The organism is Rhizobacter sp. (assembly GCF_035702065.1).
In the GTDB taxonomy this organism is placed as follows: Bacteria; Pseudomonadota; Gammaproteobacteria; order Burkholderiales; family Burkholderiaceae_C; genus Rhizobacter.
Genome location: NZ_DASSRA010000361.1, coordinates 1 through 14,494 on the forward strand (window position 1 = coordinate 1; position 14,494 = coordinate 14,494).

The following is a 14,494-nucleotide window of genomic DNA, read 5'->3' on the forward strand; positions in this document are numbered from 1 at the left end:
CGCCGACCGCGTCTGGACCGAGGCGGCGTTCAGGCGCGCGAACCCGGACTACCGGCTAGGCCAGCCGTTCGTCTACGTCGGCATGACCGGGCTCGACCCCGACCTGCGCTTCGACAAGCACAAGGCCGGCATCCAATCGAACCGTTTCGTCTTCGAGCACGGCCTGCGCCTGCTGCCCCAGGTGTACGAGGTCTACAACCCGATGCCCTACGACGGCGCACGCGACATGGAGGTGGAGCTGGCGATCAGCCTGCGCGAGAAGGGCTGGGGGGTGTGGCAGGCGTGATCCGGGTCATCGCCCGGGGCGCGTGCAGACTCGAGCCCACCCCACTATATTTCTGCACCCTTTTCCACCCACCCGATCCGGGAGTACCCCATGACCCCACGCGGCAGCCTGACTCCCCTGACCATGAGCGACGGCGCCCGCATCGGCGTCTACCACGTGCAGCCGGTCGGCGCGCGCAAGGGCGGCCTGGTGCTGATCCAGGAGATCTTCGGCATCACCCCGCACATCCAGGCGCAGTGCGACCGCTTCGCCGAGCAAGGCTATGAGGTGATGGCGCCGGCCCTGTTCGACCGCGAGGCGCCCGGCCTGCAGCTCGGCCGCACGCCCGACGACATGCAGCGCGCGATCAAGATCGCGCGCGAGCAGCACCCCTTCAAGCTCTCGCTGGCCGACACGCAGACCTGCATCGACGCGCTCAAGGCCCGCGGCCCCGTCTACCTCACCGGCTACTGCTACGGCGGCAGCGTGACCTGGGGCGTGGCCTGCCAGAGCCGCGACCTGGCCGCGGCCGCGGGCTACTACGGCAGCCTGATCCCGTCGATGGCGGCGCAGCAACCCCAGTGCCCCACCATCCTGCACTTCGGCCGGCTCGACCAGAGCATCCCGATGGACGCGGTGGACAAGGTGAAGGCCGCGCACCCCGAGTTGCCCGTGCACATCTACGAAGCCGGCCACGGCTTCAATGGCGACGGCCCGCACCATGACGATGCCGCCGCCCAGCTCGCGTGGGAACGCACCCTCGCCCACTTCCAATCCCATTCCTGAAGCCCTCGACACCATGGCCTTTGCCGACAACCTGAAGCAGCTCCCACCCATCACCCACCTGGCTGGCCTGGAGCTGCTCGACCAGCAAGGCGCCGTCGTCGCCACCCTGCACAACAAGCCCGGCCAGGCCGGCTCGGTGGCGGTGTACGCCGCGCTGGCCCAGCGCTTCGGCGCCATCACCGTGCAGGCGGCGCAGGAGGGCCTGGCCCTGTACGCCGAGCACACGGCCGACGCACGCGCGAACCCCGGCAAGCACCCCAACATCGACCGGCTGATCGCGCTGATCGAGGTCGGGGGCCGCTACACCGTCAGGCTGCTGCCCGCCTAGACGCCTGCCACAAAGCGGAGCAACCTCACGCCATGCGCACCTGGCGAAGCTCTGGTACCTTCCGCTCCCCCAAACGCCCACAGGAGACAACCGCATGAGCGACTTGCCCGACCGCCTGCGCGCCCTCCCCCCTGGCGTGCTGACCGGCATGCGCCGCGGCGTCGAGAAGGAAAGCCTGCGCGCCCAACCCAGCGGCGCACTGGCGCTGACACCTCACCCGGCCGCGCTGGGCTCGGCCCTCACCCACCCCCACATCACCACCGACTTCAGTGAATCGCAGGTCGAGCTGGTGACGCGCGTGCACGCCAGCATCGAGGCCTGTCTGGCCGAGCTCACGCAGATCCACCAGGCCACCTACCGCGCCCTGCGCGACCTGGGCGACGAGTTGCTGTGGGTGTCGAGCATGCCCTGCGACCTGCCGGCCGACGAGACCATCCCCATCGGCCGCTACGGCAACTCGAACGTGGGCCGCGCCAAGAGCGTCTACCGCATGGGCCTGGGCCACCGCTATGGCCGGCGCATGCAGACCATCTCGGGCATCCACTACAACTGGTCGCTGCCCGGCGTGACCGACGCGCAGTACTTCGGGCTGATCCGCAACTTCCGCCGCCATTCCTTCCTGCTGCTGTATCTCTTCGGTGCCTCGCCCGCCGTCGGTGCGAGCTTCGTGGCCGGCCGCCAGCATGAGCTGCAGCCGCTCTCGGAGCACACGCTGTACATGCCGCACGGCACCTCGCTGCGCATGGGGCGCCTGGGCTACCAGAGCGACGCGCAAGCCAGCCTCGCGGTCAGCTACAACAGCCTGGCCAGCTACGGCGCCTCGCTGCAGGACGCGCTGACCCACGCCTACCCCGCTTACGCCGCCATCGGCGTGCAGAACCCCGGCGGCGAGTACAACCAGCTGGCCACCAGCCTGCTGCAGATCGAGAACGAGTTCTACGGCACCATCCGCCCCAAGCGCGTGATCTTCCCCGGCGAGCGCCCGCTGCATGCGCTGCGCGAGCGCGGCGTCGAGTACGTCGAGGTGCGGCTGATGGACCTCAACCCCTTCGTGCCCATCGGCATCGGGGCCGAGACCATGCGCTTCCTCGACATCTTCCTGCTGCACTGCCTGCTGAGCGACAGCCCGCCCGACACGCCGGACGAGATTGCCGCGCTCGGGCGCAACCAGCACCGCACCGCCGCGCGCGGGCGCGAGCCCGGCCTCACACTGGAGCGCGGCTCACGCGAGGTGACGCTGGTGGAGTGGGGCGCGCAAATCATCGAGGAATGCGCGCCCATCGCCGCAGCGCTCGATGCCGCGCACGGCGGGACGCTGCACCAGGCCGCACTGGCCGCCGCCTCGGCCACGCTGGCCGACGCCCGCAGCACACCGTCGGCACGCGTGCTGGCGGCGATGGCGCAGGACTTCGGCAACTCCTTCCAGCGCTTCACGCAGGCGCAGAGCATGCAGACGCAAAGCCGCTTGCTGGCCCTGCCCTTCACGCCCGAGCTGCAGGCGCACTTCGGCAACCTGGCGCGGGCCTCGGTCGAAGAGCAGCAGGCCATCGAAGCGGCCGACACCATGCCCTTCGAGATCTACCGTCAGCAGTATCTGTCGCCCCAACGCCTGGGGCTGTGAGGCGCGCGCCGCGCTTGCATTCAGCTCAAGTCAGCGCGTCACGTCAACCGGCAAGACCTGCTCTTCCAGCAGGCGCTGCATCAGCGAGGCGGCTTCGGCCTCACGCCGGCGGCGGCGCGCACGGCGCACCGAGACCGCATCGGCAAAGCGGCGCAGCAGGCGCATCTCCTGCGGCGTCCACTGCCGGGTGGCACCGCGCTGGGCGCAGCAGTACACCGCCCAGGTCGTTCCGTTGACGCCGATGGTCACGTCGAGCGAAGCTCGGATGTCGTTGGGCACCAGGTAGCTCTCGCGCATGCCGGCCATGTTGGGGTCGGCCCAGGCGTCGTTGCACACGTACAGGCCCTTGCTGGTGAGGGCGCTGAAGTAGTCGGCGAACTCCGCGCCGCGCAGCCAGGCGGGCTCGGTGATGGCGCTGCGGGTGTCGCCGTCGTAGCCCACCAGGCGGCTCATCGCACGCGCTTCGCCTTCCCCTTCGAGCATCCACACGCTCATACGCGAGCAGGCGATCGCCTGCTGGATGAACTCGGCCATGCGCAGCGCCGCGCCTTGCAGCGTCAGGGTGTCTGCGTCGAGCTGCGCACCCACATCGGCGAGCAGGTCATTGAAGGCCTTCATGCGGATCGGAGAAGAATCGCGTCCGGGCGAGGGTAGCGCGCTCCGCCTTGACGCTGACCAACGGATCGCGCGCATTCCCGAAAAGTCGTGCTTTCTCGGCACACATCAGGCCTTGCGGGGGCCAGCCTTGGGCTTCAATGGGGGCATGGTGAAGGGCTTGTCTGTTGCATGCGCGTGCTATCTGGCCACGGCTGCGGCCTGGGCCGACCCCGCGCTGACCGACACCGAAACGCGCTGGCTGCAGCTGGCCTGGCCGGCGGTCAGCTACGCCCGCGCGCTGGGCTTGCCGCTCGACATCGTGGTGCAACCCCAGCCCACGCCCGGCCACGCGCCGCTGGCCATGGCCTATGTGGAGGGGCGCTGCAAGCTCGTGCTGTCGATGCGTGGCAACCCCGCGGCGCAGACCACGCTCGACGAGATCCCCGCCGGCCTGCAGCCCCCGCTGCTCGAAGCCATGGCCGCGCATGAGCTGGGCCACTGCTGGCGCTATGTGCGCGGCGCCTGGCACACCGTGCCGGCCGGCTTTGCGGCGGCACGCGGAGCGAACGACGAAGACCCGCAGCTCGCCGAGATGCAGCGCACCCGCCGCGAAGAAGGCTTTGCCGACCTGGTGGGCCTGGCCTGGACGGCCGAGCACCACCCGCAGCGCTATGCCGAGGTGCATGCCTGGCTGATGGCCTTCCGCGACGAACCCGAGCTGCCCGGCAGCCACCACGACACCGTCGCCTGGCTGCGTCTCGCCCCCACGCCGGCGGCCTTTGCGGCCACGCCGGCCAGCCTGTTCGAGCAGGCCTGGCCCCTGTGGCAGCGCGGCCTGGCACCCTGACGTAGGCCGATCCCCACACGCGCTTGCGGGCCCGTCCGAGAGACGGCTTCATGCCGCGTGCCCCACCATGCCCGTGACCCCTCATCAGGAGCACAGCATGCAGATCCAACCCCACCCCGAAGTCCTGGGCGCCTTCTCGCCGGTCAACCACGTGGTGATGTCCTTCCCCACGGCCGACGACATGGAGGGCGCCGCCGCCGCGCTCGCCCGCGAGGGCTGGGACGACGGGCAGCTCATCCACTACACCCCCGGCGAGATGAAGGCACAGGCCGAGGTGGACATCGCCCACGCCAGCCCCTTGGCCAACCTGGGCCAGGAAGTGAACCTCATGCGCGCACACCGCGACCTGGCCGAGAAGGGCTACAGCTTTCTCATCGTGCCGGCCGAAGACACCGAGCAGGCCCAGAGGGCCGCCGAGATCGGCAAGGGCTTCCATGCCGAACGCGCGCAGCGCTACGGCAACTTCGTGATCGAGGAGCTGATCGAATCGGGCGACGACGAAGCGCAGGTGTTCGAGTCGCCCGATCGCGGCCTGGACGCGCAAACCCCCTCCGGCGAGGAGAAGGAGCGCTCCACACGCCGCTAGGAAAGCTCAGTGACGCTCATCAGTGAAGACGAATCGCGTGCAGCCCGAAGATGCCGATCAGCCCGACCACGATCAGGTAGAACGCGACGATGTAGTGCAGCAGCTTGGGCATCACCAGGATCAGGATGCCCGCCAGCAGTGCGAGCAGCGGCGCCAGGCTGAAGTGAAGATTCATGGGAGGAGGTCTCTCTCGGGATGGAAATGAGGCGCGCCATCCTAAGCGCCTCTGGCACGCGGTTCGTCCCACCGCCACCCGCGAGACGTGAAATCCGGCGCGAGAAGTAGGCCTGCTCCGACACCCGACCCCGCCCTCGTCCCTCAACGCCCACGCACGGTCGCGCCTACGCTTGATGACTCGCCGAGACGGGTTCCGAACCCGCCTCGTTCATCAACCCGTTGGAAGGAACCCAGGTATGAACAAGGACCAAGTGAAGGGCGCCGTGAAAGACGCCGCCGGCAAGGTGCAGCGCAAGACCGGTGAAGTGATCGGCAGCGAAGAGCAGCAGGCCAAGGGCCTGGCCAAGCAGGTCGAGGGCAAGGCCCAGAAGACCTATGGCGATGCCAAGGAAGCGCTGAAGGACTCGCACCGCAAGCAGACGCCGTGACGGCGTCTGCGGGCAGCGCGCCTGCCCGGTTTGCACCAGCCCGCAGCACCGCGCTGCGGGCTTTCTCATTCCAGCGGCGGGCACGACGGCTCAAAACGGGGCACCGAAGCGGGCCGCGCCTCTTTCTGGCGCACCGCCCACCAGCCCCGGCTGCCCCGCTGCACGGCAAACGCGGCCGCTGATTTCTTGCGCCACACGAGGGACGGGCAGGGCAAAACCACCTTCGACGCGGCCCCACCCGCACCGCGGTTGCCGCGGCTGGCACGGCTCGTGCTCGTAATGACTTGTCATAACGAGTCAAGCCCGCCATGCGCAAAACCAGTGCTTCCCCTGCCGCGCCGCTGACGCTGATCGCCTCATCGCCCCCGGCCGGCACCACGCGCTTGCACACACCCTCACCGGTGCCGCTGTATGCGCAGATCAAGGAGATCCTGCGCGCACGCATCCTCGACGGCAGCTACCAGCCGCACCAGCAGATGCCTTCCGAGAGCGAGATGATGGCCGCCTTCGAGGTGAGCCGCATCACGGTGCGCCAGGCCCTCAACGACCTGCAGAACGAGGGCCTGATCTTTCGCATCCACGGCAAGGGCACCTTCGTGTCCAAACCCAAGGCGTTCCAAGACCTGGGCCGGCTGCAAGGCTTCGGCGAAGCGATGCGGCAGATGGGCTACGAGACCTTCGCACGCGTGCTGTCGGTGAAGACGGTCACGCCCTCGGCGCAGGTGGCCGAGAAGCTGCAGTTGCCCAAGCGCGCCCGCGTGACCGAGCTGCAGCGCGTGCGCTTCCTCAACCGCGAACCCATCTCGCTCGACGTGACCTACGTGCCCACCGCCATCGGCCAGCGCCTGGCGAAGGAAGACCTGGCCGCGCGCGACGTGTTCGTCATCCTGGAGAACGACTACGGCCTCGCGCTCGGCCACGCCGAGCTGCAGATCGGCTCCACGCTGGCCGACGAGTCGCTGGCCGCGCAGCTCAAGGTGGAAGAGGGCTCGCCCGTGCTCTTCATCGAGCGCACCACGCACACCGCCGACGGCGCGCCCATCGACTACGAACACCTCTATTACCGAGGTGACGCCTTCCAGTACAAGGTGCGCGTCGATCGCGTTCCTCTCTCAGACCGAGCTTCCTAAGGAGTCAGCATGAACACGATCGAACACGAATACGACATCGTCGTGGTGGGCGGCGGCACCGGCGGCCCGATGGCCGCGGTGAAGGCCAAGGAGAAGAACCCCAAGCTGCGGGTGCTGCTGCTCGACAAGGCCAACGTCAAGCGCAGCGGCGCCATCAGCATGGGCATGGACGGCCTCAACAACGCGGTGATCCCCGGCCACGCCACGCCCGAGCAGTACACGAAGGAGATCACCGTCGCCAACGACGGCATCGTCGACCAGAAGGGTGTCTACGCCTACGCCGTCAACAGCTACGCGATGATCGAAGAGCTCGACAAGTGGGGCATCAAGTTCGAGAAGGACGAGACCGGCGACTACGCCGTGCGCAAGGTGCACCACCTCGGCAGCTACGTGCTGCCCATGCCCGAGGGGCACCACATGAAGCGCGTGCTCTACCGCCAGCTCAAGCGCGCCCGCGTGGAGATCACCAACCGCGTGGTGGCCACGCGCCTGCTCACCGGCCCGAAGGGCGAGATCACCGGCGTGATGGGCTTCGACTGCCGCACCGCCGACTTTCACGTGATCAAGGCCAAGGCGGTGGTGATCTGCACCGGCGCGGCGGGGCGGCTCGGCCTGCCGGCCAGCGGCTACCTGTACGGCACGTACGAGAACCCGACCAACGTCGGCGACGGGCACGCGATGGCGTACCACGCCGGCGCCGAGCTCAGCGGCCTGGAGTGCTTCCAGATCAACCCGCTGATCAAGGACTACAACGGCCCCGCCTGCGCCTACGTGACCGGCCCCTTCGGCGGCTACACCTCCAACAACCAGGGCCAGCGCTTCATCGAATGCGACTACTGGAGCGGCCAGATGATGCTGGAGTTCTTCCATGAACTCGAAGGCGGCCGCGGCCCGGTGTTCCTCAAGCTCGACCACCTGGCCGAAGAGACGATCAGCGAGATCGAGCACATCCTGCACACCAACGAGCGGCCGAGCCGCGGGCGCTTCCACGAAGGCCGCGGCACCGACTACCGCAAGCAGATGATCGAGATGCACATCTCGGAGATCGGCTTCTGCAGCGGCCACAGCGCCTCCGGCATCTGGACCAACGAGCGCGGCGAGTGCTCCATCCCCGGGCTGTACGCCGCCGGCGACTGCGCGAGCATCCCGCACAACTACATGCTGGGCGCCTTCGTCTACGGCAAGTTCTGCGGCGAGAACGCGGCCGACTACGTGGCCGGCGCCGAGGCGCCCCGCGTCGACGCCGACAGGGTCGAGGCCGAGCGCCAGCGCGTCTACGCGCCCTGGGGCAAGAGCGAGGGGCTCACGCCCTTCCAGGTGGAATACAAGACGCGGCGCATCGTCAACGACTACCTGCAGCCGCCCAAGGTCACCCGCAAGATGGAGATCGCCCTGCAGCGCTTCGACGAGATCCGCGAAGACCTGCAGCACATGGCGGTGGACGACCCGCACGACCTGATGCGCGCGATGGAAGCGCACACCATCCGCGACTGCGCCGAGCTGGCCGCGCGCGCCTCGCTCTTTCGCACCGAGAGCCGCTGGGGCCTGTACCACCTGAACGTCGACCACCCCGAGAAGGACGACGAGAACTGGTTCTGCCACACCAACGTGACCAGCGATGCGCACGGCCAGGCCGTGTTCCGCAAGCGCGCCGTCGAGCCCTATGTGGTGGAGCTGAACGAGGAAGAGAAGTCGGCCTACCAGCGGCTTCGCGTGGCAAGCCCGGCGGCGGCTTGAGCGGGCTGAGGTGTTCGACCACTCACCTCATTCACCCGCACGCCACCACCCGCTCAGCCTGAGGTATCGAAGGCCCGCACCGACCGACGAAGCACAGACAAGGAGAACCCATGACCATCGCCATCACCCGCACCCAAGCCCCCGTCGTCATCGACGACGACAAGTGCATCGCCGACAAGGGCTGCACCGTCTGCGTCGACGTCTGCCCGCTCGACGTGCTGGCCATCGACCTGACGAAGAACAAGGCCTACATGAAGTTCGACGAATGCTGGTACTGCATGCCCTGCGAGAAGGACTGCCCGACCGGCGCCGTGCGCGTGGACATCCCTTACCTGGTGCGCTGACCATGCTGGCCACCATCCACGACCGTCTGCGCAACCCCGACGCGGGCGTGCGCCGCATCGCGGTCATCGACCTGCCCTACAGCGACGAAGAAGACGACGTGGCGCCGCTGCTCGTGGCCGCGCTCGCCGATGCCGACGCCAGCGTGCGGCTCGAAGCCGCCAAGGCGCTCGAAGGCTTCGAGGAGCCCGAGGTGCTCACCGCCCTGGTGCCGCTGCTGAAGGACACCGACGCCGCGGTGCGCGAGGCGGTGGCCTACACGCTGGCCGAGTTGAAACAGCCGTCGTCGGCGCTGCCGATCCTGCCCTACCTCGCCGACGCCGACCCCGAGGTGCGCGCGTCGGCGCTGCACGCCGTGCGCGCACTGCGGGTGGACGCCGCACTGGACCCGGCGCTGCAGTCGCTGTCCCATGCGGACGCGGTCGTGCGCCGCGCCGCTGTGGGCGTGCTCGGCTACCTGAAGAAGCCGCAGGCGCTCGGCGCGCTGACCGAGATCGCCGCGCACGACCCCGACCCCGAAGTGCGCCGCATCGCGGTCGGTGCCATCAGCTATGCCGACAGCAGCGCCGACGTGAGCGTGCTGCCCGCCCTCGGCCGCGCCCTGGCCGACCCGGTGTGGCAGGTGCGCGAGGAAGCGGCCACCACCTACGCGAAGACCGGCTCGCTGCTCGGCGTGCCCCAGCTCGTGCGCGCGATGGACGACGAGTACTGGCAGGTGCGCGTCAAGGCCGCGCGCAGCCTGGGCAAGCTCAAGGCGCGCGATGGCGTGATGGCGCTCATCGAAGCGCTCATCCACCCGGTGAGCAACCTGCGCAAGGAAGCCGTGATCGCGCTCGGCGAGATCGGCGACCCGCGCGCCATCACGCCGCTGGAGCGCTCGATGCACGACCCCGACCCCGACGTGCGCAAGCTCTCGAAGCTGGCGCTGACCTCGATGCAGATGCCCAAGTCCACGGGCCAAGGAGCCTGACATGGCCTTCGTCGTCACCGAAGCCTGCATCCGCTGCAAGTACACCGACTGCGTGGCGGCCTGCCCCGTGGAGTGCTTCCACGAAGGGCCCGACTTCCTCGTCATCGACCCGGCGGCCTGCATCGACTGCGGTGTGTGCGTGCCCGAGTGCCCGGTCGAGGCCATCTACGACGAGAAAGACCTGGCGCCCGAGCACCGCGAGTACGCCGAGCTCAACAAGCGCCTGGCCGCGCAGTGGCCGCTCATCACCGCACCGCAAGACCCGCTGCCCGACGCCGAGCAGTGGGCAAACCAGAAGAACAAACGAGACCTGCTGACGGAGACCGCCTGAGCCCAGGCACCGAACTTGCGCTACCGCTTTCGCAACTTCCCCGAACCAGGAGATGCCATGACGCCCCACACGACCCCGTCTGCCCGCCCCCGTCTCAAGCGCCTCGCGGCGTGTGCGCTGGGGCTCTGCGCCGTTCTCGGCTGGCCCCTCGCCGCCCATGCCGCGAAAGAGGTGGTGACCATCGGCATCGGCACGCAGAACACCACCACCAACACCGTCACCGGCGGCGTGGTGCTCAAGGAGCTGAAGCTGTTGGAGAAGCACCTGCCCAAGACCGGCAAGTACGCCAACATCGAGTGGAAGCTCGACTGGCAGAACTTCACCTCCGGCCCGCCCATCACCAACGGCATGATCGCCGGCAAGCTGCAGATCGGGATGATGGGCGACTACCCGCTGCTGGTGAACGGCGCCACCGGCCAGCAGAACAAGGGCAACGAGAGCCAGATGGTGGCCGTGATCGCCTACAACGCCTTCGGCTCGGGCAACGGCGTGGTGGTGCACAAGGACAGCCCCTACTACGAACTGGCCGACTTGAAAGGCAAGACCGTCTCGGTGCCCTTCGGCTCGGCCGCCCACGGGATGATGCTGCAGGCCATGCAGGAGCGCGGCTGGCCCGCCGACTACTGGAACCTGGTGAGCCAGAGCCCGGAGGTCGGCACCACCAACCTGCAGGAGAAGAAGATCGACGCGCACGGCGACTTCGTGCCGTTTGCCGACCTGCTGCCGCACCGCGGCTTCGCCCGCAAGATCTTCGACGGCGCACAGACCAAGGTGCCCACCTTCCACGGCGTGGTGGTCCGCAAGGACTTCGCCGAGAAGTACCCCGAGGCGGTGGTGGCCTACATCTCGGCCCTGATGGAGGCCAACGACTGGGTGCGCAAAGACCCGAAGCTGGCCGCCGCCAAGATCGAGGAGTGGACCAAGATCGAGAAGGAGGTGGTCTACCTCTTCCTCGGCCCGGGCGGCATCCACACCCTGGACCCGAGCATCAAGCCGCGCTGGGTCGAAACGATCAAGATCGCCCACGGCGTGCTCGCCAAGCTCGGCCGCGTGAAGGACTTCGACGTCAACGCCTGGGTCAACGAAAGCTATGTGCGCCAGGCCTTCAAGCAGCGCGGGCAGGACTACGACGCCCAGAAGCAGACGCTTGCCAACTACGACATCGCCGGGCGCGACCCCATCTGCAAGGTGGCCGTGACGCAGCCCAAGGAGGCGGGCGAGATCTGGCTGGCCAGCGGCGAGATCGTGCCCGTGAGTTCACCGACCTGCCTGCTGGCCGGCGTCAAGCAGTACGAGGCCGCGGGCAAACGCGTCAACGTGGCCTACCTCTACGACAAGGCGCTGGGCATCAAGGTGGTGGCCGACAAGGCCTTCTACGCCATCGACGCAAGCAACCCCAAGGCACCGGTGGCCGTGCCCTTCCTGCTGAAGAAGGACGCCGAGGCCCACGCCGCCAAGACCGGCGGCAAGCTCGCCACCTACGCCGAGGCGCTGGGCCAGGCCAGCGCCACCGTGCTCGCGTCCAGCACGTCTGGCACCAAGTGAAGAACGCCATGCACGCCCTGCAACGCGTCGAAGACTTCACGCCGCCGCCCGAGGCCACGCCAGCGCGCGCCGCCGCGCCGGCCCACGTGGGCCAGGGCGTCACGCCCCTGCCCTTGCCGACCGCCGCCCCGACACCGGCGCGCTGGCGGCGCTTCTGGGAAGGCCGCGGCGCGATGGCGCTGATGGCGGCGCTGTCGATCGCGAGCGTGCTGCTCTTCTGGCAGCTCGCCACGCACTACAAGCTCGACGCCTACATCCGCTTCAACAACATCCCCACGCCCACGGCGGTGCTGGAGAAGGTGGTCGAGGTCAACCAGAGCCCCAAGTTCGTCACCAACATCGGCATCAGCGTGCGGCGCATCGTGCTGGGCTTCATGGTTGCCACGCTGCTCGGCGTGGGCCTGGGGGTGCTGATCGGCCGCTACCGCTGGGTGCGGGGCCTGGCCATGCCGGCCATGGAAGTGTTCCGCCCCATCCCGGCGATTGCCTGGGTGCCGATGTCGATCATGCTGTGGCCCGACAACGAGGTGAGCATCGTCTTCATCACCTTCCTGGGCGCCTTCTTCCCCATTCTGCTCAACACCGTGCACGGCGTGGAGGCGATCGACCCGGTGCTGCTGCGCGCGGCACGCACGCTCGGGGCCGGGGAAGCCAGCCTGTTGCGCCACGTGGTGATCCCCGGCGCCTTGCCGCACATCTTCACCGGGCTGGCGGTTGGCATGGGTGTGGCCTGGGTCTCGCTGATCGCGGCCGAGATGATCTCGGGGCAGTTCGGCATCGGCTACTTCACCTGGGAGGCGTACTCGCTGATCAGCTACGCCGAGATCGCGCTCGGGATGATCACCATCGGCGTGCTGGGCCTCTTGTGCAGCGGCGCAATCCGGCTGCTGGCGAAGCTGGCAATGCCGTGGCAGGCGCATTCGGAAGGGGCCCGCTGATGGACATGACCGTTGCTTCACAGGGCCGCGTCGACGTGCGCGACCTGGCCATCCGCTTTCGCGTCAAGGGCCAGGAGGTCGAGGCCGTTCGATCGGCCAGCGTGCACGTGCGGCCGGGCGAGTTCGTCTCGCTGATCGGGCCTTCGGGCTGCGGCAAGTCGACGCTGCTCAACGCCGTGGCCGGCTTCATCCAACCCGACAGCGGCCAGGTGCTGCTCGACGGCCAGGCCATCACCGGGCCGGGCTCCGACCGCGGGGTGGTGTTCCAGCAGTACTCGCTCTTCCCCTGGATGACGGTGCGCAAGAACGTCGAGTTCGGCCTGCGCATGAAAGGCAGCTCGGCCAGCGAGCGCGAGTCACAGGCACGCACGCTGCTGGGCCTGGCGGGCCTGCTCTCGTTCGAGAACCACTACCCCGACCAGCTCTCGGGCGGCATGAAGCAGCGCGTGGGCATCGTGCGCGCGCTGGCCACCAGCCCCCAGGTGCTGCTGATGGACGAGCCCTTCGGCGCCCTCGACTCGCAGACGCGCGTGGTGATGCAGGAGATCCTGACCAACATGTGGCAGCGCCTGCGCATCTCGGTGCTCTTCATCACGCACGACATCGACGAAGCGGTGTTCCTCTCCGACCGCATCTACGTGATGACGGCCCGGCCCGGGCGCATCAAGGCCGAGCTCACGGTGCCCCTGCCCCGGCCACGCACGCCCGAGATGACGGCTTCGCCGGAGTTCGCCGCCATGGTCCGGCAGATCAAGGGCCTGATCCGCGAAGAGAGCATCGCGGCCATGGGCGGCGAGCTGAGCGAAGGGGGGCTGGCCGGCCTGTGCACCGAGGTCGGCCCGCAAGGTGTGGGGCAGCTGGTGTGATGGAAGCCGACCTGCTCTTGTCCGACGAGGCCGTGCCCACCGACGTGGTGTGGCACGAGGCCAGTGGTCAGCTCGAGATGGCCTGGGCCGATGGCCGGCGCGTGCGCTTCACGGTGCGCGGCCTGCGGGCCGCCTGCAAGTGCGCCGGTTGCGAGAAGCGGCGCCGCGATGGCCAGCCGCCGCAGGCGCCCGCCGACACGGCGCTGACCCAGATCCACCCGATCGGCGACATGGGCGTGCAGCTCGTGTTCAGCGACGGACACGACCGCGGCATCTACCCCTGGCCCTACCTGCACCAACTTTCATTGCAAGCCTCGCCATGAGCAACCTCTTCGATGCCAAGGTGCTGAGCGTTCGCCACTGGACGGACCGCCAGTTCTCGTTCACCTGCACCCGCGACCCGGGTTTTCGCTTCCAGAGCGGGCAGTTCACGATGATCGGCCTGGTGGTCGACGGCAAGCCGCTGCTGCGTGCGTACAGCGTGGTCAGCCCGCACTGGGACGACACGCTGGAGTTCCTGAGCATCAAGGTGCAAGACGGCCCGCTCACGTCCCGCCTGCAGCACATCAAGGTGGGCGACACGGTGATGATCGGGCGCAAGGCCTCGGGCACGCTGCTCACGCAGAACCTGCTGCCCGGCAAGAACCTGTACCTGCTGTCCACCGGCACGGGCCTGGCGCCCTTCATGGCGATGATCCGCGACCCCGAGGTGTACGAGCTGTACGAGCGCGTGATCCTGGTGCACGGCTGCCGCCAGGTGGCCGAGCTGGCCTACGACGAGGTCATCACCCAGGAGCTGCCGAAGAACGAGTACTTCGGCGAGCAGGCGGCGGCCAAGCTGATCTACTACCCCACCGTCACGCGCGAGGCCTTCCGCAACCAGGGCCGCATCCCCACGCTGATGGAAACCGGCAAGCTCATGCACGACATCGGCCTGCCGCCGCTGTCGAAGGAGAACGACCGCTTCATGCTGTGCGGCAGCCCCGAGATGCTGCGCGAC

At 68.4% G+C, this 14,494-nt stretch carries 19 protein-coding genes; 17 read left to right on the plus strand and 2 right to left on the minus strand.

Annotation, left to right across the window (positions count from 1 at the left end; translation table 11 throughout):
• The 4 genes from VFL64_RS15920 to gshA form a co-directional block, all read left to right on the plus strand.
• The coding region (locus VFL64_RS15920) for a hypothetical protein (protein WP_489541357.1) at window positions 1–286 on the plus strand (286 nt) is incomplete at its 5' end.
• A gap of 123 nt (window positions 287–409) precedes the next feature.
• Entirely contained in the window at window positions 410–1,051 is a 642-nt protein-coding gene (locus tag VFL64_RS15925; protein ID WP_489541358.1) for a dienelactone hydrolase family protein, read from the plus strand.
• A 13-nt stretch (window positions 1,052–1,064) separates the two neighbouring features.
• Entirely contained in the window at window positions 1,065–1,379 is a 315-nt protein-coding gene (locus VFL64_RS15930; protein WP_489541359.1) for a DUF2322 family protein, read from the plus strand.
• A gap of 94 nt (window positions 1,380–1,473) precedes the next feature.
• Window positions 1,474–3,000 (plus strand): glutamate--cysteine ligase, encoded by a 1,527-nt coding sequence (gshA, locus tag VFL64_RS15935; protein WP_489541360.1) that lies wholly within the window; start codon window positions 1,474–1,476, stop codon window positions 2,998–3,000.
• A 30-nt stretch (window positions 3,001–3,030) separates the two neighbouring features.
• Here gshA and VFL64_RS15940 read toward each other — a convergent pair whose 3' ends face one another.
• Entirely contained in the window at window positions 3,031–3,618 is a 588-nt protein-coding gene (locus tag VFL64_RS15940; RefSeq protein ID WP_489541361.1) for a GAF domain-containing protein, read from the minus strand.
• A 148-nt stretch (window positions 3,619–3,766) separates the two neighbouring features.
• Between VFL64_RS15940 and VFL64_RS15945 the strand changes: the two genes are divergently transcribed.
• Together VFL64_RS15945 and VFL64_RS15950 are read left to right on the plus strand one after the other, a co-directional pair.
• Window positions 3,767–4,444 (plus strand): hypothetical protein, encoded by a 678-nt coding sequence (locus VFL64_RS15945; protein WP_489541375.1) that lies wholly within the window; start codon window positions 3,767–3,769, stop codon window positions 4,442–4,444.
• A 97-nt stretch (window positions 4,445–4,541) separates the two neighbouring features.
• On the plus strand, window positions 4,542–5,030 hold the full coding sequence (locus VFL64_RS15950; protein WP_489541362.1) for a hypothetical protein: 489 nt from the start codon (window positions 4,542–4,544) through the stop codon (window positions 5,028–5,030).
• Between the two features lie 19 nt (window positions 5,031–5,049).
• Here the strand turns inward: VFL64_RS15950 and VFL64_RS15955 are convergent, their stop codons facing one another.
• Window positions 5,050–5,205 carry a DUF3096 domain-containing protein gene (locus VFL64_RS15955; protein ID WP_489541363.1) on the minus strand — a complete coding sequence of 52 codons (156 nt, stop codon included), beginning with the start codon at window positions 5,203–5,205 and terminating at the stop codon, window positions 5,050–5,052.
• 238 nt (window positions 5,206–5,443) lie between these two features.
• On the opposite strand from VFL64_RS15955, the gene VFL64_RS15960 reads away from it, so the two are divergent.
• From VFL64_RS15960 to VFL64_RS16010, 11 genes are all read left to right on the plus strand, one after another.
• Window positions 5,444–5,635 carry a CsbD family protein gene (locus tag VFL64_RS15960; protein ID WP_489541364.1) on the plus strand — a complete coding sequence of 64 codons (192 nt, stop codon included), beginning with the start codon at window positions 5,444–5,446 and terminating at the stop codon, window positions 5,633–5,635.
• Window positions 5,636–5,943: 308 nt separating this feature from the next.
• A complete protein-coding gene (locus VFL64_RS15965; RefSeq protein ID WP_489541365.1) occupies window positions 5,944–6,765 on the plus strand; it encodes a GntR family transcriptional regulator in 822 nt (273 codons plus the stop codon).
• Window positions 6,766–6,774: 9 nt separating this feature from the next.
• The gene (locus tag VFL64_RS15970; RefSeq protein ID WP_489541366.1) at window positions 6,775–8,502 is read left to right on the plus strand and encodes a fumarate reductase/succinate dehydrogenase flavoprotein subunit; all 1,728 of its coding nucleotides are present in this window, start codon (window positions 6,775–6,777) and stop codon (window positions 8,500–8,502) included.
• 110 nt (window positions 8,503–8,612) lie between these two features.
• Window positions 8,613–8,846 carry a 4Fe-4S dicluster domain-containing protein gene (locus VFL64_RS15975; RefSeq protein WP_489541367.1) on the plus strand — a complete coding sequence of 78 codons (234 nt, stop codon included), beginning with the start codon at window positions 8,613–8,615 and terminating at the stop codon, window positions 8,844–8,846.
• Window positions 8,847–8,848: 2 nt separating this feature from the next.
• The gene (locus VFL64_RS15980; RefSeq protein WP_489541368.1) at window positions 8,849–9,814 is read left to right on the plus strand and encodes a HEAT repeat domain-containing protein; all 966 of its coding nucleotides are present in this window, start codon (window positions 8,849–8,851) and stop codon (window positions 9,812–9,814) included.
• Window position 9,815: 1 nt separating this feature from the next.
• Window positions 9,816–10,145 carry a ferredoxin FdxA gene (fdxA, locus tag VFL64_RS15985; protein WP_489541369.1) on the plus strand — a complete coding sequence of 110 codons (330 nt, stop codon included), beginning with the start codon at window positions 9,816–9,818 and terminating at the stop codon, window positions 10,143–10,145.
• Between the two features lie 57 nt (window positions 10,146–10,202).
• Window positions 10,203–11,690, plus strand: a complete 1,488-nt coding sequence (locus VFL64_RS15990) for an ABC transporter substrate-binding protein (RefSeq protein WP_489541370.1) — start codon at window positions 10,203–10,205, stop codon at window positions 11,688–11,690.
• 8 nt (window positions 11,691–11,698) lie between these two features.
• A complete protein-coding gene (locus VFL64_RS15995) occupies window positions 11,699–12,628 on the plus strand; it encodes an ABC transporter permease (protein WP_489541371.1) in 930 nt (309 codons plus the stop codon).
• Window positions 12,629–12,633: 5 nt separating this feature from the next.
• Window positions 12,634–13,494, plus strand: coding sequence for an ABC transporter ATP-binding protein (locus VFL64_RS16000; RefSeq protein WP_489541372.1), 861 nt, complete (start codon window positions 12,634–12,636; stop codon window positions 13,492–13,494).
• Complete coding sequence (locus VFL64_RS16005) at window positions 13,494–13,817, plus strand: gamma-butyrobetaine hydroxylase-like domain-containing protein (RefSeq protein WP_489541373.1); 324 nt, start codon at window positions 13,494–13,496, stop codon at window positions 13,815–13,817. The genes VFL64_RS16000 and VFL64_RS16005 overlap by 1 nt, the downstream gene beginning before the upstream one ends.
• The coding region (locus VFL64_RS16010; RefSeq protein WP_489541374.1) for a ferredoxin--NADP reductase at window positions 13,814–14,494 on the plus strand (681 nt) is incomplete at its 3' end. The genes VFL64_RS16005 and VFL64_RS16010, both read left to right, overlap by 4 nt.

Coding starts and splice junctions, on each gene's coding strand:
- VFL64_RS16005 (WP_489541373.1), top strand. CDS start 13,494: ATGGAAGCCGACCTGCTCTTGTCCGACGAGGCCGTGCCCACCGACGTG.
- gshA (WP_489541360.1), top strand. CDS start 1,474: ATGAGCGACTTGCCCGACCGCCTGCGCGCCCTCCCCCCTGGCGTGCTG.
- VFL64_RS15990 (WP_489541370.1), top strand. CDS start 10,203: ATGACGCCCCACACGACCCCGTCTGCCCGCCCCCGTCTCAAGCGCCTC.
- VFL64_RS15960 (WP_489541364.1), top strand. CDS start 5,444: ATGAACAAGGACCAAGTGAAGGGCGCCGTGAAAGACGCCGCCGGCAAG.
- VFL64_RS15955 (WP_489541363.1), bottom strand. CDS start 5,205: ATGAATCTTCACTTCAGCCTGGCGCCGCTGCTCGCACTGCTGGCGGGC.
- VFL64_RS15970 (WP_489541366.1), top strand. CDS start 6,775: ATGAACACGATCGAACACGAATACGACATCGTCGTGGTGGGCGGCGGC.
- VFL64_RS15965 (WP_489541365.1), top strand. CDS start 5,944: ATGCGCAAAACCAGTGCTTCCCCTGCCGCGCCGCTGACGCTGATCGCC.
- VFL64_RS15930 (WP_489541359.1), top strand. CDS start 1,065: ATGGCCTTTGCCGACAACCTGAAGCAGCTCCCACCCATCACCCACCTG.
- VFL64_RS15995 (WP_489541371.1), top strand. CDS start 11,699: ATGCACGCCCTGCAACGCGTCGAAGACTTCACGCCGCCGCCCGAGGCC.
- VFL64_RS15925 (WP_489541358.1), top strand. CDS start 410: ATGAGCGACGGCGCCCGCATCGGCGTCTACCACGTGCAGCCGGTCGGC.
- VFL64_RS15950 (WP_489541362.1), top strand. CDS start 4,542: ATGCAGATCCAACCCCACCCCGAAGTCCTGGGCGCCTTCTCGCCGGTC.
- VFL64_RS15975 (WP_489541367.1), top strand. CDS start 8,613: ATGACCATCGCCATCACCCGCACCCAAGCCCCCGTCGTCATCGACGAC.
- VFL64_RS15980 (WP_489541368.1), top strand. CDS start 8,849: ATGCTGGCCACCATCCACGACCGTCTGCGCAACCCCGACGCGGGCGTG.
- VFL64_RS16000 (WP_489541372.1), top strand. CDS start 12,634: ATGACCGTTGCTTCACAGGGCCGCGTCGACGTGCGCGACCTGGCCATC.
- fdxA (WP_489541369.1), top strand. CDS start 9,816: ATGGCCTTCGTCGTCACCGAAGCCTGCATCCGCTGCAAGTACACCGAC.
- VFL64_RS15940 (WP_489541361.1), bottom strand. CDS start 3,618: ATGAAGGCCTTCAATGACCTGCTCGCCGATGTGGGTGCGCAGCTCGAC.